Source organism: Litchfieldia alkalitelluris (assembly GCF_002019645.1).
In the GTDB taxonomy this organism is placed as follows: domain Bacteria; phylum Bacillota; class Bacilli; order Bacillales; family Bacillaceae_L; genus Litchfieldia; species Litchfieldia alkalitelluris.
The window spans coordinates 1,895,383-1,909,940 of the sequence record NZ_KV917374.1; the positions used below are offsets into that span (position 1 = coordinate 1,895,383).

General features: G+C 35.0%; 14 protein-coding genes. 11 read left to right on the forward strand and 3 right to left on the reverse strand.

Annotated features, from left to right (window positions below; translation table 11 throughout):
• Positions 1 to 40: 40 nt before the first annotated feature.
• From BK579_RS08640 to BK579_RS08665, 6 genes are all read left to right on the forward strand, one after another.
• Entirely contained in the window at positions 41 to 2,572 is a 2,532-nt protein-coding gene (locus tag BK579_RS08640) for an McrB family protein (RefSeq protein WP_078544800.1), read from the forward strand.
• Positions 2,541 to 5,012, forward strand: coding sequence for a restriction endonuclease-like protein (locus BK579_RS08645; protein ID WP_328589253.1), 2,472 nt, complete (start codon positions 2,541 to 2,543; stop codon positions 5,010 to 5,012). The genes BK579_RS08640 and BK579_RS08645 overlap by 32 nt, the downstream gene beginning before the upstream one ends.
• Before the next feature lie 111 nt (positions 5,013 to 5,123).
• Positions 5,124 to 5,771: a nucleoside triphosphate pyrophosphohydrolase gene (locus BK579_RS26930; RefSeq protein WP_328589254.1), complete on the forward strand. Its 648-nt coding sequence runs from the start codon at positions 5,124 to 5,126 to the stop codon at positions 5,769 to 5,771.
• A 31-nt stretch (positions 5,772 to 5,802) separates the two neighbouring features.
• Positions 5,803 to 6,537, forward strand: a complete 735-nt coding sequence (locus BK579_RS08655; RefSeq protein ID WP_078544801.1) for a hypothetical protein — start codon at positions 5,803 to 5,805, stop codon at positions 6,535 to 6,537.
• Between the two features lie 272 nt (positions 6,538 to 6,809).
• Positions 6,810 to 7,637: a ParA family protein gene (locus tag BK579_RS08660; protein WP_078544802.1), complete on the forward strand. Its 828-nt coding sequence runs from the start codon at positions 6,810 to 6,812 to the stop codon at positions 7,635 to 7,637.
• Positions 7,634 to 8,146 (forward strand): hypothetical protein, encoded by a 513-nt coding sequence (locus BK579_RS08665; RefSeq protein WP_078544803.1) that lies wholly within the window; start codon positions 7,634 to 7,636, stop codon positions 8,144 to 8,146. Before BK579_RS08660 ends, BK579_RS08665 begins: the two co-directional genes overlap by 4 nt.
• A 30-nt stretch (positions 8,147 to 8,176) precedes the next feature.
• Here BK579_RS08665 and BK579_RS08670 read toward each other — a convergent pair whose 3' ends face one another.
• Positions 8,177 to 8,437 (reverse strand): hypothetical protein, encoded by a 261-nt coding sequence (locus tag BK579_RS08670; RefSeq protein ID WP_078544804.1) that lies wholly within the window; start codon positions 8,435 to 8,437, stop codon positions 8,177 to 8,179.
• Positions 8,438 to 8,713: 276 nt separating this feature from the next.
• Between BK579_RS08670 and BK579_RS08675 the strand changes: the two genes are divergently transcribed.
• Entirely contained in the window at positions 8,714 to 9,262 is a 549-nt protein-coding gene (locus BK579_RS08675; RefSeq protein WP_169891100.1) for a sigma-70 family RNA polymerase sigma factor, read from the forward strand.
• On the forward strand, positions 9,252 to 10,280 hold the full coding sequence (locus tag BK579_RS08680) for a hypothetical protein (protein ID WP_078544806.1): 1,029 nt from the start codon (positions 9,252 to 9,254) through the stop codon (positions 10,278 to 10,280). Before BK579_RS08675 ends, BK579_RS08680 begins: the two co-directional genes overlap by 11 nt.
• Before the next feature lie 105 nt (positions 10,281 to 10,385).
• Here BK579_RS08680 and BK579_RS08685 read toward each other — a convergent pair whose 3' ends face one another.
• Positions 10,386 to 10,937 (reverse strand): CBO0543 family protein, encoded by a 552-nt coding sequence (locus BK579_RS08685; protein WP_078544807.1) that lies wholly within the window; start codon positions 10,935 to 10,937, stop codon positions 10,386 to 10,388.
• A gap of 275 nt (positions 10,938 to 11,212) precedes the next feature.
• Between BK579_RS08685 and BK579_RS08690 the strand changes: the two genes are divergently transcribed.
• A complete protein-coding gene (locus BK579_RS08690) occupies positions 11,213 to 12,133 on the forward strand; it encodes a DUF5655 domain-containing protein (protein WP_078544808.1) in 921 nt (306 codons plus the stop codon).
• A gap of 89 nt (positions 12,134 to 12,222) precedes the next feature.
• Here BK579_RS08690 and BK579_RS08695 read toward each other — a convergent pair whose 3' ends face one another.
• Positions 12,223 to 12,582: a hypothetical protein gene (locus BK579_RS08695; RefSeq protein ID WP_235848393.1), complete on the reverse strand. Its 360-nt coding sequence runs from the start codon at positions 12,580 to 12,582 to the stop codon at positions 12,223 to 12,225.
• A 220-nt stretch (positions 12,583 to 12,802) separates the two neighbouring features.
• Here BK579_RS08695 and BK579_RS08700 point away from each other — a divergent pair, with 220 nt between their 5' ends.
• Together BK579_RS08700 and BK579_RS08705 are read left to right on the forward strand one after the other, a co-directional pair.
• Entirely contained in the window at positions 12,803 to 13,807 is a 1,005-nt protein-coding gene (locus tag BK579_RS08700) for a DUF3231 family protein (protein WP_078544809.1), read from the forward strand.
• Between the two features lie 132 nt (positions 13,808 to 13,939).
• Positions 13,940 to 14,482 (forward strand): GNAT family N-acetyltransferase, encoded by a 543-nt coding sequence (locus BK579_RS08705; RefSeq protein ID WP_169891101.1) that lies wholly within the window; start codon positions 13,940 to 13,942, stop codon positions 14,480 to 14,482.
• Positions 14,483 to 14,558 lie beyond the last annotated feature (76 nt).

Sequence of the window (14,558 nt, forward strand, 5' to 3'; positions counted from 1 at the left end):
TGGTAAAATATGCTAAGGGGAACAGCCAGGAGGAATTTTGATGATCAGACAGTTGTTAAGGAGATTTGCAGAAAAGACGAAAGAAGTTACAACTTTAAGCACACAAAAGCCAAATTGGATTACAAAGGTTGATGAGACAGGATTACACGTAGAAACACAATCCTCACGTGAGAAGTACTCTAGAGGTGAAAAAAGTCGCCCTTATTATTACATATCATTTGATTTCTTAATGGATGCTTGGGAAGAATTCATATCTGTTAGAAATGCCTCAAAAGATGATTTTATCAGAACACAAGGTAGATCTTCGTTTATAATGGCGTTTTTTCATGAGTTACCTTTTGTTGAAAAATCAGAAAAAGATAACAAAACGTCAATACGCCTAAAAGAATTCACAACAGATCAACTTCCAGAAGCTAGTTTAGAGCAAACAATTACGTTGCTTAAAGAAATATTAATAGAAGATCTAAATCCTAAAAATATATCTAATAAATACAATGAGGACAGTATAAAACGGTTAAAGCTCCGCGCACGTCAAGGTTTAAAAATACTTGGAATGCTAGATGAAAACTATGGTGTTATGACTGAGGTAATCGATAAATATAAAGAGACTAAAGATGAGTCTGATTTTATAGCAACTCAAATAAAACAGCATCCATATCTTTCGTTAATTTATGATCTACTTGTGTTTATTCCTGATCTGGATAAATCAGATAAACTCTCCTTTCTTTCAGACATCGGAAGATTACTTGTAAGGAACTCGATGGGACAAAATCAGATGGTAGAATCAGTTGCAGAATATCGAACAAGAAATATCCTTAATTGGTTCAAGGAATGTGGGATGGTAGACGAGGAGTGGAATATCGTGGCTGAAGAGAAGCTTAGTCCTCAGTTATTAAAGGTGATGAACGAATTTTTAGAAGCGCGACAAGGTCCTTTTTCAAGTCATCCATTAGGTAGATTATTAAGGCATGAGATCCCTTCGACGATTAAGGATTTTCCTTTTATCAATGAAAACTATGAAGTTACCGGGTCAATTGGAAAAGGTAACTGGACAACAGTGCCATGGATTGCCATTATGAATAGGCAAATTACAGTATCTACTCAACGAGGCTATTATATCGTTTATTTATTTAGTGATGATATGAAAAGGTTGTATTTAACCTTTGCTCAAGGGGTTACTGAAACTGCTAAAGATGAAATGATTAGAATTAATGAAGAGATTCGGACTTCTATTGAAATGAATCCAAGAGTGCATAAAGACAATAACTTGGATTTGGGTGAAACAAAGAAGGCAAGGGATTATACTGAATCTGTTGCTGCATATATTTCATATCATATAGAAAGTTTTCCTAGTGAACAGCAGCTAATTAAAGATTTGGAAGATATGGTGAAGTATTATGAGGAATATATTTCACTGAAAACCTATTCACCTAAAGAAAGAGAAAGTGTAGTGATTGAGGATGAACCTAAATTGCGAACAATAAATGAAATTATCAATCATATCGATGCTTACATAACTAGTAAAGGTTTTTATTATGAAAAAGAAGAAGTTCAAAATTTATACTTGTCTCTTCGTACAAAACCATTTGTGATCTTATCTGGGATTTCAGGTACAGGAAAAACGATGGTGGTGAAATGGTTAGCGGAAAGTGTTGGGGCAACAAAGGATAATGGTCAGTTTACATTAATTCCTGTTCGACCTGATTGGAATGATGGATCTGACTTATTAGGTTATGTTGATATTAAGGGAGATTTTATTGAAGGCCCATTAACAAATGTGATAAAGAAGGCGCAAGAGAATTCGGACAAGCCTTATTTTGTCTTACTTGACGAGATGAATCTTGCTCGTGTTGAGTATTATTTTAGTGATGTGTTAAGTGTTATGGAAAGTCGAGAGCTAGTTGGAAATAACTTGAGTACCTTGCCATTGATCAAAGAAGAAGTGGCAGGAGAACTTATTGGGTTTCCGCCAAACGTCTATATTATTGGAACAGTGAACATGGATGAAACGACACATCCTTTTAGTAAAAAAGTGTTAGACCGTGCAAACACGATTGAGTTTAATGATGTGAACTTAGAAAATTTGGCGTTTTTAAATAATCAGTCACACGTTGATCCTGTTCATTTACATAACCATAGCTTTGTCAGCAGCTATATTCACCTTAAGGATGTATATAGACTTCATGCTGATGTTGTTGAACATGCAACAGCAGAATTAGTTAAAATAAATAACATACTTAAGCCCCTTGGTGCTCATGTGGGGTACCGTGTTCGTGATGAGATAAGCTTTTACCTAGCTTACAATAAGCAAGGTAATGTGATGACTGAAAATCAAGCAATGGACCGCTGCATTTTACAAAAGATTCTTCCGCGAATTTCTGGTAGTGACTCCAGGGTAGAACGTGTCTTGATTGGTTTATATAAATTATTTACAAACAAGGAAGTACCTTTAGACCTGGATAATATTGAAGATGAGCTGAAGTTATCAAAATACCCGAGGAGTACCAACAAAGTTATCGAAATGCTTAGGAGGCTAAATGATGATGGTTTTACCTCATTCTGGATTAGCTAAGGAAGAAGTAGAGCTTGTTACCATTGAAACCAAAGACTTTTCACTTATTATAAAAGGAAAGCCGTTTCATGAAAGATATGTTGGATTGCAAGAATATCGAAAGTTGAATAAACAAGATGTAATGCTTTTTGATGTGAAAGGATCCAATATTGATGAGATAAAAGTTTTTAATATCGATAAACAGGAACAAGATAACAACTTTGATCATTTAAGACCTATTTTCTTTGAAAATGGAATTTATCAGGTAATGGTGTCACCAAAAGAAGACAAAGACTTATCCTTTTATCATGAGCATCCTTTATTGAGAAATGCAATCGATCGGGTCAAGATTGGTAAGTCCTATGTTTTATTAGGTAATCTACAATTCCAAAATGAAATTGGCTATTCAACGTTCGAGATTCGAGAGAATAAGGATACATTATTAGAGGTAACACTTGAGATCTTTCCAACAAAGCTAGACTATAAGGATGATTATCGAAAGCTTTTAGAAGAAGTGAATGATGAGATTTACAATCTTGCTTTTCACTTTCTAAAAAAAACGTATCATAGTGCGAAAACTAGGCTAGAAGGAAACCCATCTCCAGCAGAGTTCTTTCGGTTAATTTCTGTCTATTTTACATCGTTTATAAAGTCAATTGAACAAATTGAACGACAGCCACATCATCGATTAGAAAAAAGGTATGACATGGTGAGAGGTGATCGTCTAAAACACATTGATTCTTTTGGAAGAGATTATCTTCGTAAAAATAGTCAGGTATTTTTAGAAGTTGATCATGGTATCAGATTTTGCAAGCAAAAATACATGCCAATCAAGGGAATGTCTGTTAAAAAAGAAATCACCTATGACACCCATGAAAATCGTCTCGTGAAATGGATGATGTTGAGGTTATTCTGGAAGCTAGAGGACATGAATGAGCGTTTAGGAAATAATAGAAGGTGGAACGAAGGTGAGCGAGATAAGGAAATTCTAGAACTTGTAACAGAAATGAAAAGGAAGTTAGAGTCTAAGTTAAAATCTTCCCTTTGGAAAGACTTACCTAAGCCTAATCGAACCATTTCTAGCCTAGTACTTCAGCTAGCTCCTGGATATAGAGATGCTTATCAAATCTTTTTAACTGTTTCGAAAGGTCTCACCTTGCAAAGTGGCATTTATAAAATGTCTGTAAAAGATGTAGCTACCCTATATGAATACTGGACATATCTCAAGCTAGGGCAAATTCTTGGTAAGAAGTACGAGTTGATTAGTCAAGATATCATTAAGGTGAATAGAGAAGGATTATATGTAAATCTTGAAGCTAATCGCCAAGCTACTAGAATTTACAAACATCCAGTAACAAATGAAAAAATAATACTCACTTATCAAAAATATGAAGGTAACTTGCCTACAATTTCTCAAAAGCCTGACACGATGTTGAGTATAGGGAAGAAGGGTGAAGACTATTCTTTCAATTATGTATTTGATGCAAAATATAGAATTGATTTTGCCTCTTCGGGTAGTTACTACGGCAATAAATATGTCACCCCTGGCCCAATGGAGGAAGATATAAATACGATGCACAGGTACAGAGATTCCATTGTTGCCGAGCAGGGTGGTGGACCTTATGAAAGAACAGCATTCGGTGCATATGTCTTGTTTCCTTGGGATCAAGAGCATCTTTATCAGGACCATCACTTTTACAAAAGTATAGAGAAGGTTAATATCGGAGGATTTCCTTTTTTACCAAATGCAACAAATATGGTGGAGAGGTTTGTTGAGAATTTAATTGAAAAGAGTCCGGAAGAAATTCAGAAGGAAGGTATTCTTCCACGAGGTTCAATTGAAAAATGGAAGGAAACAATCCAAGAAAAGGTTTTGGTTGGAGTAGTTTCTACATTTGAAGAATATCAATACTCTATTCAGAACTTAGCCTATAAAATATCTACCTCTTCCTTAAGAAAAGGTTGGCAGGAAGCAAAGTATATTGCTCTTTACCTAACAAAAGAGGTAGGCGGGAAGAATGGTGTTGTATGCTACGGCAAGATCGTACATGTTGATATAAATAATAGCTACGTTAACTTTCATATTGAGATCTGGAAAGATTTAAGTAAAGTCATTAAACCAGTAAACTATGGGCTAGCCACTTACATGGTAACGACACTTAATAATCTAGAAGATGCTAGTGAGCTACCAGAGCTATTTATGAAATCTGAAGAAGAAAGAGTCATTTGGAAAATGCTGCGGCGAGTGTCTGATAAGATTAAGATCGACCTAGATCACTCAACAATTGATGAAGCAAAAAGAGTAAATAAGTATGAAGTTAAAGATGTTGAAATAACACTTAAACATCAAGAAGGACTTGTTGAATTCAGTTCTGTCACCGATACAAATATAGTCAAAGTTGAAGAACTACTAAATAGTCCTTCACATGTATTTAAAATACTAATGACTTATTTTAAATAGGCTTAACTCTTTTGGGTTAAGTCTTTTTTCTTGTATTGCGATAAAAGATGTATACCTATCATTTAGAGTTGATGTAAAATATTAGAAAAAAGGTTTGTTAGGGGTATATTTATGTCGTCTAAATACAATAAATTAGTTCGTGATAAGATTCCTTCAATCATAAAGGATTCAGGGAGAAGGTGTAATGTTGAAAGATTAAATGAGAAGGAATACAAAAGTAGACTGAAAGAAAAATTGGAAGAAGAAGTACAGGAATACCTTGATGCAACTGATCAGGGCGAATCACTTGGAGAACTTGCAGATATACTTGAAGTAATTCATGCACTAGCAGAAACACACGGTACATCAATTCGAGAGGTTGAAAGAATTCGGTTACAAAAAGCCGAAGAGCGTGGTGGATTTAATGAGCGGATTCTATTGATTAATACTGATACTTTTACGGAGGATTATAAGGAAGTAAAGGTAGGGGAGCTTGTACAATCAACAATGAGAAACCTTGCTAGTTCAAATAAGCTCTCAGCAGATAAGATCCAGTTTTTATGCGATTATAAATATAGTAAAAGAACTTTTGATATAAACTATCCATTTTTAATTAAACTACAACCAGAAATTCCAATAGATGAACAGGGGATTTTCAATGGATATAACCGTTATTGGAAGAAACCAATACTAATCAATGGTGAACGTTATTTAATGTGCAGTCAATGGTATGATCGAAATAAACCTAAATTCATGAATTGGGTCCAAGAGCAAAATTAAGTGAAAGTTTATAGTCAAAGGGGAATTCGTAATGAAACTGTTTGTTGAAGCATGGAAGGATAGGTTTGCATTTCAAAAGTATTCGGTTGATTTTTATTATTCGTGTTTAAACGAATTACACCACACGAAAGATCATATTAGGTTTGGAGAATTAATTATTGGTATGCTTCATTGGAAGGATGGTAAGGTTAGAGAAGACGTACAAGGCGATTTCTCTATATCAGGATGTAATTATAAGTTTTTACCGGCAAAAACAAATACATTCAACGAGAAAAAACATTATCAAATTTTATGTTCAGACGAATTCTTTGAATGGGCAAAGGGTGTCATGCAAAATAATACATTTGATAAAAATCTACTACAAGATATATCATTAAGATTTAAATTATATGATTCTCTTGTAATGCCTACATTTATTTTACATATACTATCACCTTTCCTATACCCACTTTACGATCAACATGTAGAGCGGGGGAAACGTGCATTACTTGGACAAGATACAAATGTAAAGTTACACCATTTAAATATAAAGACTTATCTGGAGTATCAACAGTTCTTTTGCGAACTTCATGAAAGCTACTCCAAAAATCCAACCCTGGAATCTATTAAAAGCACTGACGCTGCGCTTTGGAGCTTTGGGAAGTGGATAAAAGAGGCGATACCTACTCTAGAAAAAACTACTAGTCTTACAAAAAATATTTATTTTAAACCTGATGATGAATTTAAGAGAGCAGTGTTTGAAAAGATAGAACAGGGCTCTTCTTAATTAGAAGCCATGGAATATGTTTCAAATCACTACAATATTCAACTAAAACCTAGCTATTATCAGTATCCTGGTTCTCATATTGACCGCTGGAGAAAACAACTAAATATAAAAGTTTGACCCATTGAACCCTTCAGCAGGTATCTCCACCCTAAGAAGGGTTTTTTTCTACTTTTGATTAGAATATATTGAATTATTGCAGGGCGATTTAAATAAATGAATTTTCTCCTAAAACGAACATATGATTAGATTGATAAACGAAAGGGGGAGTCCATTTGGCAGTTACAGTTTCGGTCTTCAACATGAAGGGTGGAGTCGGGAAAACAACCTTAACCGTTCAGTTAGCATGGTATATGATGTCAGAAAGAGACATGAGGGTATTGGTGGTTGATCTTGATCCACAGTCAAATGCAAGTCACTATTTATTAGGGCCGGAGATGTACAAGGAATACATAAAAAATAACAGAAAAACAACAAAGGATGTGTTCGAAGAGTATTCATCACCTGTTACATCACCACCATCTCATTCACCAGAAGAATACATTTATAGTGTACGTTCAATTCATGATTCAAAGCTTGATATTATTCCTGCTTCTCTGAAGCTATCGAAAATGCTCAAGAACCCAAGAGGAAAGGAACATGCTTTAGACGTATTTCTTTCTCATGTGAAAGAACAGTATGACCTTATTTTGATTGATTGTCCACCAACAGAGTCTATGTTTACAAATGCTTCATATCGAGCTAGCCAATTTATTTTGGTGCCGATGAAGCCTGAGTTCCTCTCGACGATTGGTCTTCCATTAATCGTTGAGTCAACGGAAGAGTTCAAGGTGGAATATGATCGAAATGATCTTGCTGTTGCTGGAATTGTGTTTAATGTAGTGACAAAAACCCGAGAAGCCGATGAGTCAAAAGAAGAGATCAAAGAGTTAGCAGCAAAACATCATTTACATGTTTTTGAAGAGGAAATTAGCTATAGTGATTCGTATATGAGAAGTGTAAGAGAAATTAGTTCGATTAATGAGACTAGGTATACCAGAAGAGGAACCACTGAAGAATTTAAAACATTTGCAGAAGCATTTGCAAGGAGAATAGGATTATGAAGACAAAGCAGCTGATGTTAGAAATTTTATTAATAAATGAAAGATATACTGAAGAAGAGATTAAGAGTGTAAAAGATGCGATTGATGAAGATAAAGGTGTTTTAGCTTGTCTTGAAGCTTTAACGAAAATTAGTGACTCATTAAACACAACTACTAAAAGTGAAGCACAGGAAAAAACGATAGTACAATCAAACAAACAGTTTAATATGAAAGATGCGTTAGCTGAACTTCGTAGGGAAGATGAAGAAAAATATAAAGTGATAAAACAAATTGAAACCACACTAAAAAGCACGAGAGCAATGAAATTACAAGAAATACGAGACTATGCCCGTAAACTGCAGCTATCATTCGATAAATCCACTACTCGACTAAAACTAATCCGACAAGTACTCACTCATCTCTTAAATCTTCCAAAAGATCAAATCGTCATTCCGGCTACAAACCCAACAGTAAAGAAAGTAAATCAACTTGAAGTTTTATCAGAAGCTATCTTAACGCAGAAAAAGTAAATCCTAATCTAATACAACGCCACCTTCACGTTAAAACTTCCGCTTATAAGCTCGATGAAGGTGCGGTGCCGCAGGCAAAATAGAAATACTAAACCCCTTCCCACGATATATGGGATTTTCAACAATTAATCCTAATTCTATTAATTGATGAATCTCCCTTGTTTTCTTTTTTAACACAATAAATCCATCTTTTGAGCCTCTATAAATTAATTCTCCTAATATTAGTTTCGTTCTGTAAGGCAACTGCTGAACGACTTCAAAATAAGGTATTTCCTTTTGTGGAATCTTCATGTTATCTCCTATCGCTTTTATTAATTCTAGTTTATATCAAAAGTATTAGTTCGATAAGAGTGTCAATTCAAATATCTAAAAAAAGGAAAATAATTGAAAATGCTGTGCTATAATTTAAAAAATGTTGAATGCTGTTATTGAGGCTAATCCATAAAATTAAGAGGTGAATTTCCTCTTTATTTTTTTTGCCCAAAAACTTTTAATAAATAATGAGTCCAAACCAATTCTCCATACGTCTTATTCTTGATGGTTTTTAGAAGGAAGGTGTTACATGTAATGAATGAACCTTTACATAAAAAAATAGATGAAGAGAAAAAGAGAGAGCTAGTTGAAGGGCTAATTGATCAATATGGAAAAGCATTAATCAATTTTGCTTATACCTATGTGAAAGATTGGAGTTTAGCGGAAGATATTGTTCAGGAGGTCTTTATAAGTGTGTATAAGGCAGATCAGTATGTGAATATCACGGCCTATAAAGCATGGCTTTTCACAATAACTGCGAACAAAAGTAAAGACTTATTGCGAAGGAAATATTTTAAAACAGATTTATTTGTTGGTATAAGAAATTACTTTTGGAAAGCAATTACCCATACTCCTGAAATGGAAGTGATGGCAGATGCAGAAAATCGTCTCGTATCGACCCAGGTGTTTGATCTTCCTATAAAATATCGGGAAGTGATTATCCTGTACTATTATGAAGACTTATCAACTAGTGAAATCAGTGATTTATTAAGACTGAATCCTTCAACAGTGAAAAGTAGGTTACAAAGAGGGCGTCACCTATTAAAAAGAAACTTGGAAGGAAGTGATTGGTTTGAAGCATAAAGAATTTAAGAGAATTCTAGATGAAGAAGTATTTTCACAAAATCCTTATAATACATATACAGAACGCTGGTTGAAAGCCAGTCTAGATAAGACATCCAAAAAAGGACCAAGTCGGTTTCGATTAGTATATCACTCATTACTCACTTTCTGCGTTTGCTTTGGTTTGATTTGGGGGACTTTTCTCTTTTTAAATGATGAAAAAGAAAATAACCAAGAGACAATACAAGCGCCACTAGCAGAAGAGGTAGAACCAATACAGGAAGACGAAATTAGTGATTTAGCTTTGGGTATTTTAACAGATGCTGAGGCACTAGAGGCATTTAGAGAGTTGCCGAAGGGAATCCAAAATAAGTTTAGTGAATACCTTTTACACAAGTATAATGAGGACCATAATGTTAGAGAAAAAATCGAAATTGCAATAACTTTAACAAAACCCTTATCTAAATATAAGTTAGAGGCAATGGCAGATAGAATCCCTCATAATAATTTTGTTTCTGTATTTAATGATCATGGAGAAAAGGTCTATATTGTTGGAGAAGAGTGGAAGTCGATGGCAAATGAGTTCAAATCGATTGATACTGCTACCCAACAAGAACTTATACGTGGCTTACAGAAGATTGGTAGAGAATTTGTGATCAATAACGGGGAGTTTGAGCAAGTTAACGAACAAAGTAAGTTCAAACCAGAGGCCCACCAACCTCAACATACCAATCGACTATTAAATTTGCTTGAACAAGATAGTAGTGATAAATCGGAAGGATTATCATCACTGCTGCCAATGATAGAAGGAAAAAGTCCTTTATTGTATCAAAAAATGACCGGTTTCTATAACAGCTATAGAGACATTGCTGTGGATGAGGATCAACCCATACTTGATGACTATCTTGCAGCAAGCTATGATTTTTTCATTTTTTCCTATATGATTATTCAACCTAAGCCAGTAGAAGTATTTGCAGAACCACAATATATATCCAATGAAGAACAAGTGAAGTTAATTATTGAGAATTATCCAAGATAGTGATTCAATGAACTGTTAGTAAAGCGGGTGGGAATTACAGGATAAAGCGTCCCCACCTGTCCCAGAGTAAAAGACTTCGTCTAACTTTTGGGCTGTTTCGTAATTTTAACTACTTGAACCATCATACCTTAATTTAACTCTGTCAATAATCACCTTAGAAATAACTGAGATTACGACAAGACTTAAAAAAGACCAATGAGAATTCCAAGCTTTTTCAAGGTAAATCTTTACTAATTTCATTAAAGGAAGGGCTATATATGCTATGAAAGCAGATGCCGCTACCAAGGCAATCAAGAATGATTTCCATTTCCGATATCTGTCGTATATGACTGTAAGGGCAATTGGAATGATAAACAGATTAGCTGGTAACATGGTTGGGATAATAGGTTCGAGCTGAATACGGTAATCATACCAGTCCATGGCTGTAGCCACACTATCTAGATTTTTATTTAGTATATAAATAAGTCCGATGAAGGCAACGGAAGGAAGGCGTCTTTCTTTTTTGATCATGACAAAAAATAGGACAACCATGATGATACTAGCAATAAGAAGCATCCACCATTGCCATGTGAATAGTGTGTGCTCTGTCCATATCTCCATTCGTAAATCTGTTAATTGGTTTGACAGTTTATCAATTTTCTTACCTAGTTCCTCCATAAGATCCTCCGTATTTTATTTTTAGATACTCTTAACTACAACATATATGCTTAACTTTTCCTACCTTAATCATTTCTAGTCAGATAAGTAAAGGGGAGAATGAGCTAAAACGTTTCATCTTGTAGTTGTGCATGTGGTGTGAATGAATGTATAGACTAGCGAGAGATTTCATGAATTAAGTATAAAACGGTTTTTTTACTCAAAAGGGAAGCTTTGAGATTTAATTACATAGGGTACACTACTATTAATCATTACTTATCAAGGGGCTGTGTTTTTTGTATTTGTATAAAATCAACAGTGTTAACGGTGATTTGGAGCAGATTAAAGAAAAAGGTTTTAACAAGGAAAAGGATTTGCAATTACTCTGTGAACAAAACCTGAATCAGTTACTAAGGCTACAATTTATTTGTTCTGAGTTCTCATTATCAAACTTTCGTATTGATACTCTCGCCTTTGATGAAAGTGCTAGTTCTTTTGTGATTATTGAATATAAGAATAATAAAAACTTTAGTGTGATTGATCAAGGGTATGCTTATTTATCACTCATGTTAAACAATAAAGCTGATTTTATTTTAGAGTACAACGAAAATTGTGAAGGGAACTTAAAACGAGATGATGTGGATTGGTCACAATCCCGAATTATTTTCATATCACCTATCTTTACCACTTATCAAAAGCAGTCGATAAATTTTAGGGATTTGCCTATCGAATTGTGGGAAGTGAAGAAATATGAAAATGAGACTGTTCAGTTTCAGCAAATTCAATCGACTGAAACAACCGAATCTATTAATACCATTTCTCAGAGTACAACGATCGAAAGAGTAAGCCAAGAAATTAAAGTATACTCTGAAGTCGATCACCTAGAGGGAAAACCTAATGAAATCAATGAGCTTTATCAAGGACTTAAAGAGCGAATTTTAAATTTGGATGATAACTTTACGGTAAATCCTTTGAAAAAACATATCTCGTTTGTTTCTAATGGGAAGATTATTGTTGATTTAGTCATTCTCAAGAAAGCAATAAAAATCTTTATCAATCTAAGAGCATGGAACCTTAATGACCCAAGAAATATCGCCAGAGATGTATCAGCAATAGGGCACTGGGGAAATGGTGATTATCAGATAACAATAACGACAGACGAGGATTTTGATTACATAGAAGAATTAATTAAACAGTCAATTATATTAAATGTGTAGACCCAGGTGGCAGCTTTTTTCAGAAAAAATAGGCAACTATTAGCTGCCCATCAATCAAGTTTCATCCGACTATATATACTATCGCTTACCTAATAGTATGGATAAGGAGAATATGGAGGATAAGCCGGAGCAAAATAAGGATAAAGTAGTAATCCTAATAAATTCGCATATGGGTAACGACTTCTACGGTATCGACGGTATCTTCTTCTACGAGGAGGATAATAATCATCATCGTCATAGCCATTATATCCATACCTAGTCATCTGTTGTTCTTCCACTTCTTCGGGAACTAACATCGTCACACTATCCTCATCCATACTATCGATAATCCCTTCAAACTGCGAACCGTCACTCAGCTGCCCGATAACATGATAGTTCATATAGCTTTTACAAAGGTTTTTCATATGATTACGCTGGTCTTGAGGATCCATTTGATAATAAGTATTCATTAAAACACTCTCCTTTCTTTCCTGTTAGGATATTCAACCAGTATCGATTAGGTTATCTTTTTTTATATATTTTGGGTAATTTTAGTTGAAGTGCATGATGAGATATGCCTTTGATTAAAAATATCCATACCTATGAATGGCAAACGAACCCACAAAATAAATAATCCTATAAAATTCCGGTAACACTATATATATTTCCTAAAAAAGGTAGGGCATTGAGATGAAAACAGAACATCACATTCGATTAACGTCAGCAGAGATATCTAGCTTATGGGGCTCTTATATGAATAACAGTATGGCTGTTTGTGTGTTAGGACACTTCTTGGAAGTCGTTGAGGATAAAGAAATTGAGTCAGTAGTAAGGATGGCTTTTGATATTGCTAATCAAGCCCTAGAAGGAGCTAAACGTATTTTTATTGAGGAAAATTATCCTGTTCCTCATGGGTTCACAAAAGAAGAAGATGTTATTTCCCAAGCTGGTAGACTGTGGTCGGATGAATTTTTCTTGCAATACATCAATCAAACGGCAAAATCAGGATTTGCTGCATATGGGATGGCTCTTGGGCAAAGTTCACGTAAGGATATACTTGAGTATTTTAACGGAACTCTACAATCGACAATAGATCTTAATGAGAAAGTGAAAGGGACCCTTTTATCAAAAGGGCTATATGTTAGACCGCCATATATTAACCCACCTCAAAAAGTGTCTTTTGTTAAAAAACAAGGATTTCTAACAGGATGGTTTGGGGAGCGAAAACCGTTATTAGGGATAGAAATTGCCCACCTTTTCCATAACATTGAAACCAATGCGGTGGGGAAAGCCTTGATTATGGGATTTTCACAGGTAGCAAGAAATCAAGACAGCAGAGATTATTTTGCAAGGGGAAAAGAATTGTCAAAGAAACAAATTGAAGTGTTCAGTTCCTTGTTAAATGAAGAAGATATTCCTGATCCTATGACATGGGATACAGATGTAACAGAGTCTATGAACCCGCCTTTTAGTGATAAGTTAATGATGGTTCATATTTCATTTTTAAATGCAGTAGGGGTAGGGAATTATGGGTTGGCTATGTCAGCGAGTACTAGACGTGATTTAATCGCACACTTTGTTCGATTAGCAGCTGAAATTGGTCAATATGCCGAAGATGGGGCTAATTTAATGATTAAGCATAGTTGGTTGGAAGAACCACCGCAGTCGGCAGATCGAGAAAAATTGACGAGATAGCTTCAGAAAAAGTAACGTCATAGGTAGGGGAAACTACACCGATAAGTGGTTTCTCCTTTTTTATTATGTTGGTTTGTACAAAGTGTGTTGCAGACCTTCCATTTTAGAGGTGTTTTTAGAGGGGGGCCCTGCTTGGAATTTAGTACTACCGACAAATGGGACGAAGCATTATGGCAAAAAGTAAGAAAAATTTATCTGAAGGAATTCGAGGAAGGGAAGCCTGAAAACATTATTAAAAACATGTTCTCAAAAGGTATTTGTTTTCTTCATGTATTGATGGAAGGGCAGGATACCATCGCAATGGCTTTAACTGGTAGGGTACATGGAAGGCCAATCATGCTGATTGATTATCTTGCCGTCAGGAGAGATTTGCAGGGAAAGGGAATTGGACTAATCTTTTTTGAGAAAATAAAGGATTGGGCGCTTTCTAGAAATTTTGAAATGATGCTACTTGAAGCTGAATGTGAACAAACCCCTGATAATCTTGCCAGAATCCGTTTTTGGAAAAAATGTAAATTCGAGCTTCTAGAAGATTATACTCATCATTATATTTGGGTCCCCGAACCCTACAAGGCAATGTGGCAACCTTTAAAGCCCGATGCAGTTCCGTTAACAGAGGGTAGGGAGGCATTTCGCTATATCACAGCTTTTCATCGAAAATCCTTTCGTACATAAAGGTAGGGTGAAGACCGATATCTTCCGGGTGTGTTGAGAATACATAAATTGATGAAAGAGTAGTAGTACGAAACAA

Coding starts and splice junctions, on each gene's coding strand:
- BK579_RS08640 (WP_078544800.1), top strand. CDS start 41: ATGATCAGACAGTTGTTAAGGAGATTTGCAGAAAAGACGAAAGAAGTT.
- BK579_RS08685 (WP_078544807.1), bottom strand. CDS start 10,937: ATGGAGGAACTAGGTAAGAAAATTGATAAACTGTCAAACCAATTAACA.
- BK579_RS08695 (WP_235848393.1), bottom strand. CDS start 12,582: ATGAATACTTATTATCAAATGGATCCTCAAGACCAGCGTAATCATATG.
- BK579_RS26930 (WP_328589254.1), top strand. CDS start 5,124: ATGTCGTCTAAATACAATAAATTAGTTCGTGATAAGATTCCTTCAATC.
- BK579_RS08645 (WP_328589253.1), top strand. CDS start 2,541: ATGATGGTTTTACCTCATTCTGGATTAGCTAAGGAAGAAGTAGAGCTT.
- BK579_RS08675 (WP_169891100.1), top strand. CDS start 8,714: ATGAATGAACCTTTACATAAAAAAATAGATGAAGAGAAAAAGAGAGAG.
- BK579_RS08655 (WP_078544801.1), top strand. CDS start 5,803: ATGAAACTGTTTGTTGAAGCATGGAAGGATAGGTTTGCATTTCAAAAG.
- BK579_RS08700 (WP_078544809.1), top strand. CDS start 12,803: ATGAAAACAGAACATCACATTCGATTAACGTCAGCAGAGATATCTAGC.
- BK579_RS08665 (WP_078544803.1), top strand. CDS start 7,634: ATGAAGACAAAGCAGCTGATGTTAGAAATTTTATTAATAAATGAAAGA.
- BK579_RS08670 (WP_078544804.1), bottom strand. CDS start 8,437: ATGAAGATTCCACAAAAGGAAATACCTTATTTTGAAGTCGTTCAGCAG.